General features: G+C 72.7%; 18 protein-coding genes and 1 tRNA gene. 6 read left to right on the top strand and 13 right to left on the bottom strand.

All coding sequences use genetic code 11. The features are described from left to right. Positions 1 to 6: 6 nt before the first annotated feature. The 7 genes from ACFY1S_RS02790 to ACFY1S_RS02760 all read right to left on the bottom strand — a co-directional run bounded on the left by ACFY1S_RS02790 (position 7) and on the right by ACFY1S_RS02760 (position 8,064). Positions 7 to 1,959 (bottom strand): VWA domain-containing protein, encoded by a 1,953-nt coding sequence (locus tag ACFY1S_RS02790; RefSeq protein ID WP_387112118.1) that lies wholly within the window; start codon positions 1,957 to 1,959, stop codon positions 7 to 9. A gap of 2 nt (positions 1,960 to 1,961) precedes the next feature. Further along, positions 1,962 to 3,422: a magnesium chelatase gene (locus tag ACFY1S_RS02785; protein ID WP_387112115.1), complete on the bottom strand. Its 1,461-nt coding sequence runs from the start codon at positions 3,420 to 3,422 to the stop codon at positions 1,962 to 1,964. Positions 3,423 to 3,480: 58 nt separating this feature from the next. Then, positions 3,481 to 4,557 carry a hypothetical protein gene (locus ACFY1S_RS02780; protein WP_387112112.1) on the bottom strand — a complete coding sequence of 359 codons (1,077 nt, stop codon included), beginning with the start codon at positions 4,555 to 4,557 and terminating at the stop codon, positions 3,481 to 3,483. A gap of 76 nt (positions 4,558 to 4,633) precedes the next feature. Beyond that, positions 4,634 to 5,284: a response regulator transcription factor gene (locus tag ACFY1S_RS02775; protein ID WP_357980237.1), complete on the bottom strand. Its 651-nt coding sequence runs from the start codon at positions 5,282 to 5,284 to the stop codon at positions 4,634 to 4,636. Then, entirely contained in the window at positions 5,281 to 6,525 is a 1,245-nt protein-coding gene (locus ACFY1S_RS02770) for a histidine kinase (RefSeq protein ID WP_387112110.1), read from the bottom strand. The genes ACFY1S_RS02775 and ACFY1S_RS02770 overlap by 4 nt, the downstream gene beginning before the upstream one ends. A 55-nt stretch (positions 6,526 to 6,580) precedes the next feature. Next, entirely contained in the window at positions 6,581 to 7,078 is a 498-nt protein-coding gene (locus ACFY1S_RS02765) for a hemerythrin domain-containing protein (RefSeq protein WP_387112107.1), read from the bottom strand. Between the two features lie 5 nt (positions 7,079 to 7,083). Beyond that, the gene (locus ACFY1S_RS02760; RefSeq protein ID WP_387112104.1) at positions 7,084 to 8,064 is read right to left on the bottom strand and encodes an aldo/keto reductase; all 981 of its coding nucleotides are present in this window, start codon (positions 8,062 to 8,064) and stop codon (positions 7,084 to 7,086) included. Between the two features lie 70 nt (positions 8,065 to 8,134). Here ACFY1S_RS02760 and mgrA point away from each other — a divergent pair, with 70 nt between their 5' ends. Continuing rightward, on the top strand, positions 8,135 to 9,130 hold the full coding sequence (gene mgrA / locus ACFY1S_RS02755; protein ID WP_387112102.1) for an L-glyceraldehyde 3-phosphate reductase: 996 nt from the start codon (positions 8,135 to 8,137) through the stop codon (positions 9,128 to 9,130). Positions 9,131 to 9,228: 98 nt separating this feature from the next. Here mgrA and ACFY1S_RS02750 read toward each other — a convergent pair whose 3' ends face one another. Further along, complete coding sequence (locus ACFY1S_RS02750; protein WP_387112099.1) at positions 9,229 to 9,804, bottom strand: TetR/AcrR family transcriptional regulator; 576 nt, start codon at positions 9,802 to 9,804, stop codon at positions 9,229 to 9,231. Positions 9,805 to 9,915: 111 nt separating this feature from the next. Here ACFY1S_RS02750 and ACFY1S_RS02745 point away from each other — a divergent pair, with 111 nt between their 5' ends. Both ACFY1S_RS02745 and ACFY1S_RS02740 read left to right on the top strand, forming a co-directional pair. Further along, the gene (locus tag ACFY1S_RS02745; RefSeq protein ID WP_387112096.1) at positions 9,916 to 10,344 is read left to right on the top strand and encodes a DoxX family protein; all 429 of its coding nucleotides are present in this window, start codon (positions 9,916 to 9,918) and stop codon (positions 10,342 to 10,344) included. Between the two features lie 47 nt (positions 10,345 to 10,391). Then, positions 10,392 to 11,450 carry a Kelch repeat-containing protein gene (locus tag ACFY1S_RS02740; protein WP_387112094.1) on the top strand — a complete coding sequence of 353 codons (1,059 nt, stop codon included), beginning with the start codon at positions 10,392 to 10,394 and terminating at the stop codon, positions 11,448 to 11,450. Between the two features lie 64 nt (positions 11,451 to 11,514). Here ACFY1S_RS02740 and ACFY1S_RS02735 read toward each other — a convergent pair whose 3' ends face one another. Then, positions 11,515 to 12,414 carry a lytic polysaccharide monooxygenase gene (locus ACFY1S_RS02735; protein WP_387112092.1) on the bottom strand — a complete coding sequence of 300 codons (900 nt, stop codon included), beginning with the start codon at positions 12,412 to 12,414 and terminating at the stop codon, positions 11,515 to 11,517. 138 nt (positions 12,415 to 12,552) lie between these two features. On the opposite strand from ACFY1S_RS02735, the gene ACFY1S_RS02730 reads away from it, so the two are divergent. After that, on the top strand, positions 12,553 to 12,675 hold the full coding sequence (locus ACFY1S_RS02730) for a 50S ribosomal protein L36 (RefSeq protein WP_030490864.1): 123 nt from the start codon (positions 12,553 to 12,555) through the stop codon (positions 12,673 to 12,675). A gap of 137 nt (positions 12,676 to 12,812) precedes the next feature. On the opposite strand, the gene ACFY1S_RS02725 is transcribed toward ACFY1S_RS02730, so the two are convergent. Both ACFY1S_RS02725 and ACFY1S_RS02720 read right to left on the bottom strand, forming a co-directional pair. Further along, positions 12,813 to 12,885 (bottom strand) — tRNA-Ala (locus tag ACFY1S_RS02725). Between the two features lie 87 nt (positions 12,886 to 12,972). Continuing rightward, positions 12,973 to 13,563 (bottom strand): YqgE/AlgH family protein, encoded by a 591-nt coding sequence (locus ACFY1S_RS02720; protein ID WP_357980217.1) that lies wholly within the window; start codon positions 13,561 to 13,563, stop codon positions 12,973 to 12,975. 172 nt (positions 13,564 to 13,735) lie between these two features. Between ACFY1S_RS02720 and ACFY1S_RS02715 the strand changes: the two genes are divergently transcribed. Further along, positions 13,736 to 14,536, top strand: a complete 801-nt coding sequence (locus ACFY1S_RS02715; protein ID WP_387112089.1) for an S-methyl-5'-thioadenosine phosphorylase — start codon at positions 13,736 to 13,738, stop codon at positions 14,534 to 14,536. A 120-nt stretch (positions 14,537 to 14,656) separates the two neighbouring features. Further along, the gene (gene mdlC, locus ACFY1S_RS02710; RefSeq protein ID WP_387112087.1) at positions 14,657 to 16,252 is read left to right on the top strand and encodes a benzoylformate decarboxylase; all 1,596 of its coding nucleotides are present in this window, start codon (positions 14,657 to 14,659) and stop codon (positions 16,250 to 16,252) included. A 12-nt stretch (positions 16,253 to 16,264) separates the two neighbouring features. Here mdlC and ACFY1S_RS02705 read toward each other — a convergent pair whose 3' ends face one another. Beyond that, entirely contained in the window at positions 16,265 to 17,218 is a 954-nt protein-coding gene (locus tag ACFY1S_RS02705; RefSeq protein WP_387114251.1) for a hypothetical protein, read from the bottom strand. Between the two features lie 45 nt (positions 17,219 to 17,263). Continuing rightward, positions 17,264 to 17,779: a hypothetical protein gene (locus tag ACFY1S_RS02700; protein WP_387112084.1), complete on the bottom strand. Its 516-nt coding sequence runs from the start codon at positions 17,777 to 17,779 to the stop codon at positions 17,264 to 17,266. Positions 17,780 to 17,804: the final 25 nt, after the last annotated feature.

Here is a 17,804-nt window from a genome sequence, read left to right as displayed (position 1 = left end):
CCGGACTTAGCGGCGGGATTGGCGGGAGCGGAGATAGTCGCTGACCACGTACTCGCCCAGGTCGTCGGTGTCCGGGGTGAACATGCGGCCCCGGCTGCGGCGGGCCACCGCGTCGACGAAACGGCGCAGGCCCGGGTCGTCGCCGAGCATGAACAGGTTGAGCGTCGCCCCGTAGCGGCTCAACCGGTCCACCTCCCGGACGGTCGCCTCGATGGTCTCCGGCAGCGGCGGCCAGTGGAACAGCGCCTCCCCGTCGTCCGGGTCCAGGTGCGCGGTCGGCTCACCGTCGGTGACCACCAGCACCACCGGCTCGGCGTCCGAGTGCCGGCGCAGGTGCCGCCCCGCCAGCCGCAACGCGTGCTGGAGGTTCGTGCCCTGCTCCATGTCCGGCTCCACCGCCGCCAACTCCTGCTGGGTGAGCGTCATCGCCTCCCGACCGAAGCCGACGATCTGCAACGCGTCCTGCGGGAAACGCGTCTCCATCAGGTGCGCCAGCGCCAGCGCCGTCTGCTTCATCGGCCCCCAACGACCCTGGGAGATCATCGAGTACGACAGGTCGACGCAGAGCACCACAGCCGCCGAGGCGCGTTTTTCGGTCTCCACCACCTCGAAGTCGTCGGCGGCGAGTTGCAGCGGAACCGTCGGACCGGCCCGGCGGACCGCCCGGGTCAGCGTGCGGACGACGTCCAGCGGCTGCTCGTCGCCGTACTCCCAGGGGCGGGACGCGCCGCTGACCTCGCCCGCCGCACCCGCCGAACGCAGGTCGTGCTGGCCCCGGGGTCCGGCGGTCAGGTCGGCGAAGACCCGCCGCAGGGCGGTCCCGCCCAGCCGGCGCAGCGCCTTCGGGCTCAGCGTCAGCCCGTCCGCGTCCCGGCTCACCCAGCCCTGCCGACGCAGCTCCCGCTCCAGCTCGCGTAGCCGGCGGACGTCGTCGGCGGCGTCCCGACCGAGCGTACGGGCCACCGCGTCGACGTCCACGTCGTCCAGGGTGGCGCCGGGGTGCTCCTGGTCGAGCTGGTCCAGCAGGTCGTCCAACTCGCCGATCTCACCGAGCGCGCCGGCCGCGTCGGCGTAGTCCAACGGCTGGTCGCCGCGGACCCGCTCACCACGGCCCCACCGCAGGTCGGGCCGCAACGACCGCAGGTTCGCGTCGAGCGCGGACAGCTCCCCGGCGAGGCGGTCGCCGAGCGACTGCTGCATGAGGCCGGCCAGTTCGGCGCGCTGCCGCTCGGACAGCGAGTTCATCAGCCGCTCGCCGGCCGCCGCGCGACGCGCCAGCACGTCGATCAACTCGTCGATGGTCTCCGGCTTCTCCGGGAAGAAGTCGCCGTGCCGGCGCATGAACTCGGCGAACGCGTCGGTGGTGTCCTCCGCGCGGGCGTGCCGGGCCAGCAGGTCGTTCAGGTCGCCCATCATCTCGGCGAGCCGCTGCTGGGCGGCCGGGTCGGCGGACGCGCGGACGGCGTCGCGCAGTCCCGCGAAGCGCTGACCGAGCACGTCGTCGCGGAGCTGGTCGAGGATCTGCTGGTACGAGTGGCGGGCGTCCTCGCTCGCCCACTGGTAGCCGGACAGCTCCTGCACCGCCCGCGCCGTGGAGCGGGGCAGGTTGTCCAGCACCGCCTCGGCGAACCGCGCCGCGTCGTCGTCGCGGCCCCGCAGCTCGTCCCGTTCGGCGGCGAGGGCCTGGTCGAGCAGTGCCTGGGCACGGGTCACCGCGCCGTCCAGATCGCCCCGACGCATCGCCTCGCGGCGCAGTCGCCGCGCCCGGGCGGCCAGGTCGTCCAGGCCGGCGCGCCCCTGCGGGCCCCGGCGCAGCAGGTCACGCAGCGCCTCGCGCAGGCTGCCGCCGGCCAGCACCTCGGCGCCGACCGCGTCGACCGCCGCACGCACGTCGTACGGGGGTGCCAGCGGGTCCGGCCCGCCGTTCCACTGCCCGTACCGGAACCGGTTGCCGGCCACGGTCAGCCCCGGCCGCCGTAGACGGTGCGCCCGGAGTCGGTGACGTCCTTGCCGAGCCGACGGGTCAGGTGCAGCCCTTCCAGCACGAACTCGACGGCGGCGGCAGCCTCCTCCGGGGTGGGCGCGTCGCCCAGGCCGAGCCGGTCCAGGACCTTCGCCAGCCCCGGTACGGTGCCAACCTGGCGCAGCAGCTCGGCGGCGCTTACCAGCTCGCCGGTCTCGATCGCCGCGCCGTCGTCGACGAGGGCGGTGAAGCCGGACAGGTCCAGCCCGGACAGGTGCGCCCGGAACGTCTCGGCGGTGGCGGTGCGCAGCAGGTGGGCAAGGATCTCGATCTCCCGCCCCTCCTCGCCGCTCTCGAACTCCACCTTGCCGCGCAGCGTGCTGGTCACCGACACGGCGTCCCCGACGCGGGCCACCGCGGCCTCCGCCCGGTCGTCCGCATCGGCGGAGGCGGCGAGCAGTCCGGCGCGGCGCAGCGCGGCGCCGGCGACGGTCTCGGCGGCCGCGATGGCGAACCGGGCGGAGACGCCGGAGCGCGGGTCCACCGACGGTGACTCGCGTACCGCGCGGGCGAACCGGGCCAGCACCTCCAGCACGTGCTCCGGCACCTCGGCGACCATGTCGGCCTCCTGCCGGATCAGCGCCAACTCCAGCTCCAGCTCGATCGGGTAGTGGGTGCGGATCTCCGCGCCGAACCGGTCCTTGAGCGGGGTGATGATCCGGCCCCGGTTGGTGTAGTCCTCCGGGTTGGCGCTGGCCACCAGGAGCAGGTCCAGCGGGAGGCGCAGCTGGTAGCCACGGACCTGGATGTCCCGCTCCTCCAGCACGTTGAGCAGGGCAACCTGGATCCGTTCGGCCAGGTCGGGCAGCTCGTTGACGGCGAAGATCCCACGGTTGGTACGGGGTACCAGCCCGAAGTGGATGGTCTCCGGGTCGCCGAGCGTACGACCCTGGGCGATCCGGATCGGGTCGACGTCACCGATCAGGTCGCCGACGCTGGTGTCCGGGGTGGCCAGCTTCTCGCCGTAGCGCATCGAGCGGTGCAGCCAGCCGACCGGCAGGTCGTCGCCGGCCTCCGCGACCTGGGCACGGGACGCCGGGGTGAGCGGGTGCATCGGGTGCTCGTTGAGCACCGAGCCGGGAATGACAGGTGTCCACTCGTCGAGCAGCGCGCCGAGCGAGCGGATCAGACGGGTCTTGCCCTGGCCGCGCTCACCGAGAAGCACCATGTCGTGCCCGGCGAGCAGCGCGCGCTCGACCTCGGGGAGCACGCTGTCGTCGTAGCCGACGATGCCTGGGAAACGGGGCTCGCCGGAACGCATCCGGGCGAGAAGGTTGTCGCGGAGTTCCTGCTTGACGGTGCGGTACTGGTGACCGGCCGTCCGTAGCACGCCGAGCGTGCCGGGCAGGTCGGCCGGTGGAACCGGGATTACCGGGTTGGGCGCAGTCACCCGACCCACGCTAGCTCACATTCGCGGAGGTGCCCCGGCATCGCGGGGGGCACCCCCGATCCCACCCTCAGCCCCGGCCGCAGCGCCGGCAGGCTCCCCGGCGGCGCCTGTGGTACGCGTACGTGGCCGCGCCGAGCGCCACGCCCCACAGCGGCCAGAGCAGCATCGGCGCCCCGGTCAGGCTGACCTCGCCGGTGAGCTCCCAGAACCTGGGGTTGCTGAGCAGCCCCAGGCTGGCCGCGGTCACGGCGATGGCGACCAGGGTGGCCGGCACCACGGCAAGCAGCACCGGCACCCGGCGACCGGCGAGCCCGACCATCCAGCGTGGGAACCGCTCGCCCCAGCGCTGCACCAGGCCGAGGGTGAGGATCGCGCCGACGGTGGCGAAGGCGCCCAGCCCGAACCCGGCCCAGACCAGTCCGGTGTCCTGCATCTCGGTCAGGAACTCGCGGGAGATGCCGAGCGGGATGCCCGCCGCCCAGGCGAACCGGGTCACCGCGTACGCCAGCGGAATCGCCGCCGCGATGCCGGCGGCCCACCGACCCCAGCGCGCGGCGGCGGCCGGGGTGGTCCACCCCCGGTCGGTGCCGTCCCGCCCGCAACCGACGCAGGCCCCTGCGGCGCGGCGCTGCCAGGCGAGCACGGCCCCGGCCAGCAGCAGCCCGCCGGCCAGCGCGGCGAACCTGCCGAACAGCGCCCAGTTGAAGACGTCGGAGTACTCGATCGGTGGCCAGCCGAACGGCGCGCCGACGATCAGGATCGGCAGGTAGCCGAGGACGATCAGCACCCGTGCGTCCGGGACGACGACGGCGAGTCCGAACGCCACAGCCCAGGCGTAGCCGGCGAGCAGCGCCCGCAGCGGACCGGGCGGGTGGACCGCGGGGCGGCTCATGGCCAGGGCGGCCACCGCGGCGGTGAGCAGGACGCCTGCGAAGAGCGGGGTGGCCAGGTCCACCGGCACCAGGCGCAGCAGGTTGACGTCGCCGCCGTGGGTGTCGTTCGCGCCGAACGGATAGCCGGCGCCGGTGAGTGTGCCGACCAGGGCGAGTACGCCCCACAGGCCGAGCCAACCGGCGGCCAGTGGGGCGAGTCGGTCGGGCCAGCGGGAGCCGGTACGGGCTCGGGATGCAGTGATTGTCGTCATGCTCTGAGCCTCGGCCGACAGCCCGCCGGATCCCTCCCGGCCCGCGGTGAATCCGCTCCCCCGGGTGGGGGACCGGTCAGCCGGACGGGGTGACGAAGCCGGACTCGTAGGCGGCGATCACGGCCTGCGTGCGGTCCCGGACACCCAGCTTGGCCAGCACGTTGCCGACGTGCGTCTTGACCGTCTCCACCCCTACCACCAGGTGCGCGGCGATCTCCGGGTTGGACCGGCCGGTGGTCATCAGCCGCAGCACCTCGGCCTCCCGCTCGGTGAGCCGGGCCGCGCGCAGCCGATCGCCGCCGACCGGCCCGTACGCCCCGACCAGCTGGCGGATAGCGGCCGGGAAGAGCAGCGACTCGCCCGCCGCGACGACCCGTACGGCCTCCACCACCTCGGCGGGTCGGGCCCGTTTGAGCAGGAATCCGGAGGCGCCGGCGCGCAGCGCCTCGTAGACGTACTCGTCGTTGGCGAACGTCGTGACCACCAGCACCCGGGGCGGGTCGGCCGAGGTGGCCAGCAGGTGGCGGGTGGCCTGGATGCCGTCGATGCCTGGCATCCGTACGTCCATCAGCACCACGTCGGGCCGGTGCCGAGCGACCAGGGGCGGAACCTCGGCGCCGTCGGCGGCCTCGGCGAGCACCCGCAGGTCGGGTTGGGCGTCGATGATGGCCCGCAGCCCGACCCGGATCAACTCGTCGTCGTCGACGATGAGCACACCCGTGGTCATCGTGCGTCCTCGTAGGGCAGTCGGGCCCGGATCAGCCAGCGGTCGCCGTCCGGCCCCACGCTGAGTCGACCGCCGAGCAGCAGCACCCGTTCCCGCATACCGTCCAGGCCCCGACCGGACCGCCCCGTGTCGGCCCGGTCGGGGCGGCTCATCGTGTTGACCAGCTCCAGCTCCAGCGCGTCCGGCCGCAGGTCCAGGCGCAGCGTCACAGGCCCGCACCCGTACCGGGCGGCGTTGGTCAGTCCTTCCTGGACGATCCGGTAGCCCTCCCGGGAGACGATCGCGGGCAGTCGCGCCGGGTCGCCGACGCGCTGCGCGTGCACGGTCAGCCCGGCCGCACGTGTGTCGGCGACCAGCCGGTCCAGGTCGGCGAGGGTACGTTGCGGTGCCGCGGGTGGCCTGTCGCCACCTGTCTCGCGGAGCAGCCCCAGCACGTGGTCCAGCTCGTCCATCGCGGTCCGTCCAGCCTCCTCGATGGCGGCGAGCGCCCGCCCGACGAACTCCGGATCGGTGTCGAGCACCTCGCGAGCCGCGCCGGCCTGGAGGGTGGCCACGGTCAGCGCGTGACCTACCGAGTCGTGCAGTTCCCGGGCCAGTCGGTTGCGTTCGGCCAGCCGGGTGGCCCGCGCCTCCAGCGCGGCGATCCGCTCGGCCTGCGCGGGGCCGAGCAGCACAGGCGCCATCGACACGGCCAGTGCGCCGAGCCCGGCGACCGCGTAGCCGAGGCCGACGAGCAGGGCCACCCCGGTCAGCGTCAGCCAGCCGCCGTCCCGTCCGTCGAGCGGGCCGAACCGCTCCCGGCTGGTGATCTCGGCGCCCACTCCGAACTGCTGGGCGATGAAAGCCAGCGCCATCGGCAGCGCGCTGAACAGCGCGATCATCACCAGCGCGCCGATGGTGAGGTGCGTGGCGATCCAGAGCGCGCTGCGCAGGCGGCTCTCCCGGTCGCCGCGGTGCCCGGGCGCGGGGTCGGGCAGGTCGACGCCGAGCAGCGCCCGTACGGCGGCGATCTCCAGGGCCCGGCTGCCGTCCAGCAGCAGCGGCACCACGGCGATCAGCCCCGCGATCACCAGGAGGGCGTACACCAGTGGGCGGGGGATCGTCGAGTCGGTGAGCAGTTGCGCGAAGGTCACCGCGAGGACCCCGTACGGCAGCGCCAGCACACCACCGAGCAGCAGGAAAACTCCGCGTCGCCAGGTGCTGCCGGCCACCAGCGGGGCCAGTGCCGCGCGGAAGGTCATGCGGTCATTCTGCTGCGCCCACCCCTCCCCGCGACTCCCCCGCAGCGGGGAGATCTCAGCGGTGGTCGGCGACGTACTCCTGCGGGTCGTTGTCGCGGAACGGCAGGTCGCGGCCGTTCTTGTGCTCGCCGTAGAAGGTCAGCCAGCGCTGGCCCAACTCGGCACGCAGCTCGAAGCCCGCGTGCCGGCGGAAGTCGGGCAGGGCCTCGTCCTCCTCCTCGGCCAGGTGCTCGCTGTTCTCCCGGCGGGCCGTGCCGACTGCCTCCCACCACTGCTTCGAGCCGACCGGGTGCAGCTTCGACTCGGCGATGGCGTCGCGGATCTTGTTGTGGTCGCCTATCGCGTCGGCTGTCTCGTCCTCGCCGTCGTCGCCGTGTTTGACCAGGTGCGGGTAGAGGATGGCCTCCTCCGCCTCGGCGTGGATGTCCAGGTGCAGGGCGAGGGCATCCCAGATGGCGAGCAGTTCCTGCTCGTCGCGGGCGTCGTCGAGGCGGGCGAAGCCGCGCCGGAAGGCGGCGTGGTCGTCCAGGATCAGCGCGGTGATGTCGTCCACTGTGCTCACTTTCCCGTTGAGCCGGCGAGCCGGGCGCGCACCATGGCGGGCATCGCGGCGAGGCCGGTGACCGGTCGGAAGCGTTTCGCGGCCTCGGCGAGCGCCGCGTACTCGTCGTCGGCGAGGTCGATGTCCGCGGCGGCGGCGTTGCGTTCCATCTGCTCCACCCCTGACGCGCCGGGGATGGCCAGCACGTTCGGGTGGCGCAGCAGATAGGCGAGCGCGATCTGGCTGGGGGTGGCGTCGTGCGCGTCGGCGACCTGGCGCAGCGTCTCGATCAGGGTGGCGCCGCGTTCCAGGTTCTCCGGCAGGAAGTACGGGTTGGCCCGCCGGACCGCGCCGGAGGGTGGGTTCTTCGCGTCGTAGCGGCCGGACAGGAAGCCCTGCGCCAGCGGGCTGAAGGCGATGACGACCCGGCCGGCCTGCCGCGCGTACGGCAGCAGGTCCTGTTCGGGGGCGCGGTCGAGCATGCTGTAGCGGACCTGGTTGCTGAGCACCCGCCGGCCCAGCGCCGCCTCGGCGACCTGCCACCGGCGCAGCCCGTAGTTGCTCACCCCGACCTCGGCGACCAGCCCGACGTCCTGCAACACGCGCATGCCGCGCATGGTGGTGTGGTCGGCGACCAGCGGGTGGGGCTGGTGCACCTGGTAGAGGTCGATGCGGGTGACGCCGAGCCGGGCGGCCGAGGCGACCGCCCGTTGCTGCACCACGGCGGCCACCGGCACCACCGGAAAGATCTTGGACGCGACGGTGACCTTTGGTCGGTCGTCGCCGAGGGCGGCACCGAGGATCCGTTCGCTGCGGCCGAAGCCGTAGATCTCGGCGGTGTCGAACACCGTGACGCCCAACTCCACGGCCCGCCGGACGATCTGGGCCGCCTGCCGCTCGAAGTCCGACCCGTAGCCCCACTCCCGGGAGCCGAACTGCCAGGTACCCAACCCGATCTTGGACAACGGCTTGGGGGTGTCGAGCGAGATGAACCGCATGGCGTCGAAACTACCCCGGTGTCCGGCTTCGCAAGCCCGATCTCCGGCACCGCCGGCCGGAGCTAGGCTCATGATCGTGACCTACCTCGCCGCGGATGACCGCTACGACACCATGACCTACCGGCGCAGTGGACGCAGTGGCCTGCGGCTGCCCGCCGTCTCCCTCGGGCTGTGGCACAACTTCGGCCCGGACCGCCCGTTCGAACGGCAGCGCGACATCGTCCGGCGCGCCTTCGACCTGGGTGTCACCCACTTCGACCTGGCCAACAACTACGGCCCGCCGCCCGGCTCGGCGGAGGAGAACTTCGGCCGGCTCCTCGCCACCGACCTGAAGCCGTACCGGGACGAGCTGGTCATCTCCAGCAAGGCCGGCTACCTCATGTGGCCCGGACCGTACGGCGAGTGGGGCTCGCGCAAGAACCTGATCTCCTCCTTGGACCAGTCGCTGGGCCGGATGGGGCTCGACTACGTCGACATCTTCTATTCGCACCGGTTCGACCCGGACACCCCCCTCGAAGAGACGATGGGCGCGCTGGACGCCGTCGTCCGCTCCGGCAAGGCGCTCTACGTGGGCATCTCGAACTACAACTCGGAGCAGACGACGCGGGCGGCCGCGATCCTGCGCGAGCTGGGCACGCCGCTGCTGATCAACCAGCCGTCGTACTCGATGCTCAACCGCTGGACCGAGGACGACGGCCTGCTCGACACGCTGGAGCAGGTAGGCGCCGGTTGCATCGCGTACAGCCCGCTCGCTCAGGGCCTGCTGACCGACCGCTACCTGGGCGGCATCCCGGCGGATTCGCGGGTGCGTACCAGCGTCTTTCTCAACGAGAGCGACCTCAGCGACGAGAAGATGGCCACCATCCGGGGGCTCGGCGGGCTCGCCGAGCGGCGCGGCCAGTCACTCGCGCAGCTCGCGCTGGCCTGGGCGCTGCGTGACCCGCGGATGACAAGCCTCATCATCGGCGCGAGCAGCGTCGAGCAGTTGGAGACCAACATCGCCGCGCTCGACAACCTCGACTTCACGGCCGACGAACTGGCCGAGATCGACCGACTGCTGGGCTGAGCGCCCGCGATACCCCGATACGACGTTGGCCGGCACCCTTCCCGGGGGTGCCGGCCGACGCGGTTGTCGGGCAGGGTGTCCCGGCAACGGCCGGACGGTTATCGCGCGTCGTCCCGCCTCGCCGCGGCCAGGACCCGATCGACAAGGTCTTCGACGAAGGGCCGATCCGCCGGTCGAGCCTGGAAACCCGCGCGCACGAGCACCCCGCCCACCAGGAGCGCCAGCGAAGGCTCGACATCCTCGGCCCGCAGGTGAGAGCGGAGGGCCGAGTCCAGCGACCGGGTCCCGGCCGCGTAGAGCCGCTCGCGCAGCTCATCGACGACGGGGTCACTGCCGGCCCGCTCAAGGAGCCCGCCGAAAACCCTGACCAGGTGCCCGTCGGCGAGGTCCTGCCCGAAGTCGAGCAAGCCCGCTATCAGGTCGTGGCGTAGGTCGCCGGTCAACTGGGGGTGCCCGACCGCGGCACACATCTGATCGACCGACGCCCGAACCAGGTCCAGGCGCGTTGGCCAGTGTGCATAGAGGGTCGCCTTGGAGTAGCCCGCCCGGCGCGCGACCTCGGCGTGGGTCACCGCCGCCCAACCCTGCTCCAGGAACAGCGCCGTGGCCGCGTCGACGACATCCCGCCGGGTCCGCTGAACCCTCGGATCGACGCTGTCGGCTTCCTGCTCCACGATCACCGACCCTACCGAACAGCCAAACCATCCGACAACTTCCAAACAGACTGTTCATTACTGAGCGACTAGGCTAGTTTTAGAAGCATGCTTCCCCGAGAGGACCTCGTGATGACCGACCCTGCACAAACGCTGCGGACACCGCCCGTCAGCGCACTCACCATCGGCCTGTGGGCCGCCCAGGGAGCCCTCGCGCTGATCTTCGCGGGTGGCGGCGTCTGGAAAATCGTCACGCCCATCGAGCGGGTCGCCGAGGCGTTCGCCTGGGCAGGCGAGGTCCCACCGGGCCTGTTCTACGCGACCGCGGCACTCGACATCCTCGGCGGGATCGGCGTGCTCCTGCCCTCACTCACCCGGATCAGGCCCGGCGTGACAGTGCTCGCAGCTCTCGGGTGCGTCGCGCTGCAAGCCTCCGCGATCGTCTTCCACCTCTCCCGGGGAGAGGCCGCGGACACGCCCGTCAACGTCCTGTTCATCGTGCTCGCGCTCTTCGTCGCCTGGGGTCGCCACGCGAAGGCCCCGATCGCGCCTCGGGCATGACACACCGCACCACCGAGCCGTCGGCCACTACCCACTTTGGAGCAGAGTTGAAGAGGCACTATCGCATCGTCGCGGCGACGTTGGCGGCAGCGGCGTTGTCCGTCGCCGGCCTCGGGCAGGTGACGTCGGCCGACAGCGCGCAGGCACAGTCACCCACCGGCCACGATCGAGCTGTGTGGAGCGACAGGGCGCCGATGAACACGGCACGGGCGGAGGTAGGGGTGGCCGCGCTCGACGGCCGCGTCTACGTCGTCGGTGGCACCGTGCAGAACGGCGACGAGCAGCCAACGTGGGCGACGACCCTGGTGACCAGCTACGACCCGCGTACCGACAGGTGGCGGCAGCACGCACCCCTGCCGCGCCCTCTCACGCACGTCGGCGTGGCCGGGCTGAACGGAAAGTTGTACGCCTTCGGTGGCTTCACCGACATCGTGCACATGCACCCGCAGCAGGTGGCCTACGCCTACGACCCGCTGCGCGACGCTTGGAGCCGGCTGCCGGACATGCCCCAGAAACTGGGCTCGGTCGGCGTCGCGGCGGTGAACGGAAAGCTGCACCTGCTCGGCGGACGGGACTCTCACACCGTCGTCACCCTGCCGGATCCGCCGATCTCCATGGGGTACGGCACCGTCCGGACCCACCTGACGTACGACCCGGCGCGACGCAGCTGGTCCACGGCCGAGCCACTGCCGGTCGAGCCGCGCGACCACGCGGGAGTCGCCGTCCTCGGCGATCGCGTGCACGTGTTCGGCGGCCGGGTCGCAGACGGGGAGGACAGCCTCGCACGCCATGACGTCTACGACACCCGGACCCGACGGTGGAGCAGGGCAGCCCCATTGCCGACGCCCCGCTCCGCCGGAGCCGCAGTCGTGCTCAACGGCCGGATCGTGTACGCCGGCGGCGAGTGCAGGCCGGACGAGACCACCTACGACGACGTGACGGCGTACGACCCCCGCAAGGACCGCTGGACCACGCTTTCGCCGTTGCCGCAGGGCCGGCACGGATTGGGCGCCGCCCGGGTCGGCGATCGCGGCTACTTCGTGGCGGGGGCGCTCACCTGCGGCGGCGGGGCAAGCGCCGACACGTTGGAGCTGAACCTCGGGTGAGGCCGGCCAGGTGCCGTTCGACAGGCACCTGGACTGAGCGCCACCGGGTGTCGGGCGGGTCGGGTCACCAGATCCGGCGCCGCCCGGCCCGGTGGTTGCGTACCCCGCACTGCCGGCCGGCCGGCGCCGCGACGCTCCGGCGTCGCCAGCCGGCGGTGATCAGCAACGCCAGCAGCAGCACGGTGGCAGCGCCGGCCAGCACCGGCCACCGGTTGCCGAGGTCGGTCACCGACGCCACAGGCACACCCGGGTCGGCCGCCGCCGCCACCTCCGGTTCGGTGCCCGCCGGCCGGCTCGCGGCGGTACGCGGAGCAGCGGGCGCACTCTTCGTCGCACTGCTCTTCGCCTTGCGGAACACCACGTCGGAGCAGGAGTAGTAGGTGTCCGGTGTGGTGGAGTTCTGCCAGATCGTGTAGATGAGGTGCCGACCCTCGCGGCCCGCCGGCAGCCGGCCCGCGAGTTGGTACGCCTCGGCCCGTACCGGCGGGTCGGTCACCGTGAGGAAGGGGCGCGCCTCCAGGTCCGCCCAGGTGAGTCGCTCGCGGGGGTCGTAGCCGGGGCGTGTCACGTAGAGCCGGAAGGTGCCCCGGTGCTCGATGGTGGTCCGGTACCGGAAGGTGAACGTGGCGCCCGGGATCAGCTCGGTGGACGGCCAGTCGGCCCGGGGCAGGTCCAGTCCCCGGTACGCGGACAGGCCTCCGCTGCACAGCTCGCCGTCCGGGATCCGCTCCCGGTCCCGGCCGTTGATCGCGGCGACGCGCACGTTGTCCCACTCGCGCACGGCAGCGCCGGCCCGGACGGCTGCCCGGCAGGCGGCGGTCGTCGCGTACCGGCCCTGCGGTCCACACGCCGCCGCCCGGCTCACCGGGTCGGTCGGGGCGCCGTGCGCGGCGGCGGGCGTGCCGGCCAGCGGCACGGTCGCGGCAGCGACCAGCACGGCGGCTAGCACTCGGCGCATGGTCATGGCGTGACCTCCCGGGCAGTGGTACGGGCGCGGGAGGTCAAAGGTTCGACGCCGGGTGGCCGGGAATCCCGGCACCGGCCCCGGCGTTCCGATAGGCGGTACGGATTCAGGCCAGACCCCCAGGCCGAGGAGGCAGACATGAAGGTACGTAGCTCGTTGCGTGCGCTGAAGCAGAAGCCGGGTTCGGTGGTGGTCCGCCGTCGGGGCCGGGTCGTCGTGGTGAACCGCGCGAACCCGCAGTGGAAGAGCCGCCAGGGCTGATCCCGCCCTTACCGGACATACAGTCGACGAACGCCCTGACCGGGTCACTCCGGTCAGGGCGTTTTCGCGTCGGGTGGACAACAGGAAACGGCCCGGTTGATGATCATCAACCGGGCCGTTCACCCGCGTCCGCAAGGTGGAGCCGAGGGGACTCGAACCCCTGACCCCCACACTGCCAGTGTGGTGCGCTACCAGCTGCGCCACGGCCCCTTGCTGTCGTCCCGGTCGCCCGGGCACTGGGAAACTATACACAGACCGGCCGGCATGGTCATCTCGCGGGGTGCCCCCACCGCCGGGTCAGTTCAGCGCCACGTCCGGGGGGAAGTGGGCCACCGCCGCCATCATCCCGCCCTGCCGGCGCAGCACCATCGGCCACAGGTCGTCCGGACGGTCGACGAACGCGTCGCCGGGCAGCGCGTCCAGCACGAACCAGGAACCGTCCTCGATCTCCTGCTCCAACTGGCCGCTGCCCCAGCCCGAGTAGCCGGCGAACACCCGGATGCCGCCGATGCTCTCCCGCAGCCGCTCCGGGTCGACCGACAGGTCGATCGTGCCTACCGCGCCGGACACCTGGTGGAACCCCTTGACCCGGCGCATCGGGTGCCGCATCCGGGCCAGGCAGATGGCCGAGTCGGGCTGCACCGGGCCGCCCTCGAAGAGCACCGCCGGGTGGCGGGCCAGGTCGCTCCAGTCGCCGAGCACGTCAGCGACCGGCACCTCGGTGGCCCGGTTCAGCACCACGCCGAGCGCGCCGCCCGGCTCGTGGGCGACAAGCAGCACCACCGTACGGTCGAAGTTCGGGTCCTTGAGCGCCGGAGTCGCGACCAGCAGCCTCCCGGTCATCGACTCCATCGCTCGTCCGCCGATCGCCTGGCCCTCTCCCTGCATCCCACACACCCGTCAACCGTGAGCCCGCACCGGGGATCCGTCGCCCACCGGATCCGCACGGTGCATCGGGATCAACCGCGCTGTCAACGCCATGCCTGGCACCATAGCCTGCGTCCCGGGCGGTGGCTAAGGTCTGACCAGCAGGTGATCGGACAGTTGCGACGGAGGTTCGATGGCGCCGACGGCGGACGTGGCGGTGATCGGCGGTTCGGGCCTGTACGCGCTCCTCGACGGCACAGCGCATGAGCTGGACACTCCGTACGGCCCACCGTCGGACGCGGTGACCATCGCCGAGGTGGCCGGGAGGCGTGTCGCGTTCCTGCCCCGGCACGGTCGGGACCATCGATATCCACCGCACCTGATCCCCTACCGGGCCAATCTCTGGGCGCTGCGTTCGCTGGGCGTACGCCAGGTGCTCGCCCCCTGCGCGGTCGGTGGGCTCCGCCCTGAACTGGGACCTGGCACGTTCGTGGTGCCGGACCAGTTGATCGACCGGACCAGCGGCCGGACGCAGACCTACTACGACAGGGGTGCGGTGCACGTGCCGTTCGCCGATCCGTACTGCCCGCACGGCCGACGCGCGCTGCTCGCCGCGGCAGCGGGTCGGGACGTCGCGGCAGTGGACGGCGGCACGGTGGTGGTGGTCGAGGGTCCGCGGTTCTCCACCCGGGCCGAGTCGCGCTGGTTCGCCTCGATCGGGGGCACTGTCGTGAACATGACCGGCCACCCGGAGGCGGTCCTCGCCCGGGAGTTGGCCCTCTGCTACTCGTCGATCGCCCTGGTCACCGACCTGGACGCCGGGGTCCAGGCGGGCGATTCGGTCACCCAGGACGAGGTGTTCCAGGTCTTCGCGGCGAACACCGACCGGCTGCGGGACGTGCTGCTCGACGCGCTGGCCGCGCTCCCGGCCGCCCAGGACTGCGCCTGCGGTCGGGCACTCGACGGCATCACCCTGCCCTTCACGCTGCCTTGAGCCGCCGTCGGAGTCGAAGCGCTCGAGAAACGCCCGAAAGGTCCGTCACATCCCGATAGATTCGGATGATCGGGAGGGCGACCGCGGTCGTCCCTGCGCGCGAGACGGAGGCAGGCGACGATGGCAACGGTCCGGGACGCGACGTACGACGTGCTCCGCACCCTCGGCATGACCACCGTCTTCGGCAACCCCGGGTCGACCGAGGAGCCGTTCCTGCGGGACTTCCCTGCCGACTTCCACTACGTCCACGCCCTGCACGAGGCGACGGCTGTCGCGATGGCCGACGGCTACGCCCAGGCCGCCGGGGTACCGGCGCACGTCAACCTGCACACCGCACCGGGGACCGGCAACGGCATGGGCAACCTGGTCACCGCCTGGCACAACAAGACCCCGCTGATCATCACGGCCGGCCAGCAGACCCGGGAGATGCTGCTGCTCGAACCCCGACTGACCAGCAGGCGGGCCACCGAACTGCCCCAGCCGTACGTCAAGTGGGCCTACGAGCCGGCCCGGGCGCAGGACATCCCCGGCGCGGTGCTGCGGGCGTACGCGACAGCTGTGCAACCCCCGACCGGGCCGGTCTTCCTGTCGCTGCCGATGGACGACTGGGCCCAGCCCGCCGAGCCGGCACCCGAGGTGCGTTCGGTGGCCACCCGGTTCGGGCCGGACCCGCGGCGCCTCGACGAGTTCGCCCGGATCCTGGCCGGCAGCCGCCACCCGGTGCTGGTGTTCGGGCCGGGGGTGGACCGCTCCGGCAGTTGGTCGGAGGCGGTCGCCCTGGCCGAGCGGCTGGCCGCGCCCGTCTGGTCGGCGCCAGCACCGGAGCGGGCCGTCTTCCCGGAGGACCACCCGCACTTCCGTGGCGTACTGCCGTTCGCGATCGGACCCCTGGCCGAGGCGCTGAGCGGGCACGACACGGTGCTGGTGGTCGGCGCCCCGGTGTTCCGCTACTACCCGTACGTGCCGGGCGAGCACCTACCCTCCGGTACCCGCCTGCTGCACGTCACCGACGACCCCGACGAGGCCGCGCGAGCCCCGGTCGGCGACAGCATTCTCGGCGATCCCCTGCTGACCCTGGCCGCGCTGCTGGAACTGCTCCCGCAGGCCGACCGGACTCCCCCGGCGCCCCGTGACGCCCAGGCCGCACCGGACATCAGCACGCCGTTGTCAGCCGACGCGCTCTTCGCCGCGCTGGCCGGGCACTGGCCGGCCGACGGGGTGCTGGTGCAGGAGTCACCGTCCAACCTGGCCGCGCTGCGCCGCCGACTGCGGGTCACCCGGCCGACGTCGTACTTCACGATGGCCAGCGGCGGCCTCGGCTACGGCCTGCCGGCCGCGGTAGGCGTGGCCCTGGCCGAGCGGGACACCGGCCGGGGTCGGCCGGTGGTGGCGGTGATCGGCGACGGTTCGTTCCACTACTCGGTGCAGGCGCTGTGGACCGCCGCGCGCCTGTCACTGCCGGTGGTGGTCGTCGTCCCGGTCAACAAGCAGTACGCGATCCTCAAGGCGTTCGCCGAGTTGAAGGAGACACCCGGGGTGCCGGGGCTGGACCTGCCGGGGTTGGACATCACCGCCATCGCGGCCGGCTACGGCTGCGCCACCGAGGTGGTCCAGACCCCCGACCAGCTCGGCGCGGCGCTCACCGCCGGGCTGCGCGCCGACCGTCCCACAGTGGTGCCGGTGCCGATAAGCACCGAGGTGCCGAGCATTCTCTGACCGGCCCGTCGGTCAGCCTGGGGGGATCGACAGCGGGGTGCCGGTGAAGACGTCCAGCACCGGGCGGGCGCCCAGCGGCGCCGCGAGGGTCACCGTGACCGGTTCGAGTTTGAGCACGTCGGGGCAGACCCCAGTGGACCGGGTGACGCCGCCACCCACCACCACGGCGTCCGGCCCCTCCCACACCAGCGGGGTGATGCCTGTGTCGCAGGCGCCGACTCCGAGCCGGACGGTCAGCCGCGCGCCGTCGACAGCCGCCAGGTCCTGGGCCGCGACCAGCCCGTCCGGCAGCGGACGGGGCGGCGCCGCGGGCTCGGGGACCGGCGTGACAGCGGTCGACGCCACGGCGAGCCGGGCCACCGGGGTCGCCAGCTCCTCGATGGTGAACAGCCAGGCCGGCACCTGCGCCTCACCCCGGCTGGTGCGGACCGGCACGTTCCCGAACTTCACACCGGTGACGGTCAGCGCGAGGCAGGCCGTCCGGGGCGCGCTCGTGGTCCAGCCGTCCGGTCCTGGTTCGACGGTCGGGCCGCCGGGGCTCGGCAGCCCCTGTCGTTTCGGCCGCCCCGGGCACGGCTCCGGGTCACCCTTGTCGAGTTGCCGGTACGCCTCGGCCGCGCTGACCAACGGCACAGTCAGCCGGCCGTCCGGGAACCGGATCTCCCCGCTGGCCGGGGTGGGCGGGATCGGGACCTGTTCGCGGTACCAGCCGGCCCGGAACGCCGCCTCGGTGTCGGGCGTGAAGCGCGGGTCGCCGACGAGCACGGTCGGACCCTGCAATGGGACGTACCCGCTGCGCCACGTCTCGTCGGGTCGCCACGCGCCGGCGACCTCGGCGGCCCGCTTGTCGAACGCCGCCGACCGCTGCGGCGGGTCGCTGGACCCGATCGCCGGGCCGGCGTCCGTCGGGGCGCAGCCCACCGTGATCAGCAGCGGGAGTACGAGGAGCAGGGCCGGTCGACGCATGCCGGTACGACGCGTCATTCGACGCCCCGGTTCCCCGACCGGTGGTCAGGTCTCGCCCCCGAGGTCCGTCTGGTACGCCTGCCAGAGCAGGTCGGCGCCGCGCCGTCGATGCCGGGCCAGCGCCCGCAGCAGGTACCCGGCCCGGTGCCGTACCTCGTCGAGGTTGACGTCGGAGTGCTCCGCCAACCGCTGCACGGCTTGGAGGGTGGCGACGATCGCGCCGTGCTCACCTGTCAACAGCAGCACCCCGTGGTGCAGCCGGGGCGAGTGGGTGAGCAGCTCGCGGTAGAGACCGGACGGGCCTTCGGTGACCCGGACGTGCTCGGCGAAGCGGTGCCCGACCGGACGCAGACGAAGCAGCAGGTCCTCGCGCCAGCGCGGCTCGGTCGGCGGCGCGGCGACGGCCCGGGCGAGGGCGTGCACGTCCCCCGCGAGCCCTGCGGGCCGGGGCTCACCGGGAAGACCGACGGGGTACGGATCAGGGGCGGACAGCCCGGGTGGATGCCTGTGCGCGGTGGACGCCCTGACGGGTGACGGCTGCTGGACCGGTCCGGTGGCCATGGCACCTCCCGCGCTCTATCCCATA

The sequence above is a fragment of the Micromonospora sp. NPDC000663 genome (genome assembly GCF_042898105.1).
GTDB lineage: Bacteria > Actinomycetota > Actinomycetes > Mycobacteriales > Micromonosporaceae > Micromonospora.
The sequence above is the reverse complement of the archived record's forward strand: the minus strand, read 5'-3'. Positions and strand labels throughout refer to the sequence as shown.

Excerpts from the sequence above, each read along its gene's own strand:
- ACFY1S_RS02780 (WP_387112112.1), bottom strand. The coding sequence starts at position 4,557 with ATGACGACAATCACTGCATCCCGAGCCCGTACCGGCTCCCGCTGGCCC.
- ACFY1S_RS02775 (WP_357980237.1), bottom strand. The coding sequence starts at position 5,284 with ATGACCACGGGTGTGCTCATCGTCGACGACGACGAGTTGATCCGGGTC.
- ACFY1S_RS02770 (WP_387112110.1), bottom strand. The coding sequence starts at position 6,525 with ATGACCTTCCGCGCGGCACTGGCCCCGCTGGTGGCCGGCAGCACCTGG.
- ACFY1S_RS02760 (WP_387112104.1), bottom strand. The coding sequence starts at position 8,064 with ATGCGGTTCATCTCGCTCGACACCCCCAAGCCGTTGTCCAAGATCGGG.
- mgrA (WP_387112102.1), top strand. The coding sequence starts at position 8,135 with ATGATCGTGACCTACCTCGCCGCGGATGACCGCTACGACACCATGACC.
- ACFY1S_RS02745 (WP_387112096.1), top strand. The coding sequence starts at position 9,916 with ATGACCGACCCTGCACAAACGCTGCGGACACCGCCCGTCAGCGCACTC.
- ACFY1S_RS02735 (WP_387112092.1), bottom strand. The coding sequence starts at position 12,414 with ATGACCATGCGCCGAGTGCTAGCCGCCGTGCTGGTCGCTGCCGCGACC.
- ACFY1S_RS02730 (WP_030490864.1), top strand. The coding sequence starts at position 12,553 with ATGAAGGTACGTAGCTCGTTGCGTGCGCTGAAGCAGAAGCCGGGTTCG.
- ACFY1S_RS02720 (WP_357980217.1), bottom strand. The coding sequence starts at position 13,563 with ATGCAGGGAGAGGGCCAGGCGATCGGCGGACGAGCGATGGAGTCGATG.
- ACFY1S_RS02715 (WP_387112089.1), top strand. The coding sequence starts at position 13,736 with ATGGCGCCGACGGCGGACGTGGCGGTGATCGGCGGTTCGGGCCTGTAC.
- mdlC (WP_387112087.1), top strand. The coding sequence starts at position 14,657 with ATGGCAACGGTCCGGGACGCGACGTACGACGTGCTCCGCACCCTCGGC.
- ACFY1S_RS02705 (WP_387114251.1), bottom strand. The coding sequence starts at position 17,218 with ATGCGTCGACCGGCCCTGCTCCTCGTACTCCCGCTGCTGATCACGGTG.
- ACFY1S_RS02700 (WP_387112084.1), bottom strand. The coding sequence starts at position 17,779 with ATGGCCACCGGACCGGTCCAGCAGCCGTCACCCGTCAGGGCGTCCACC.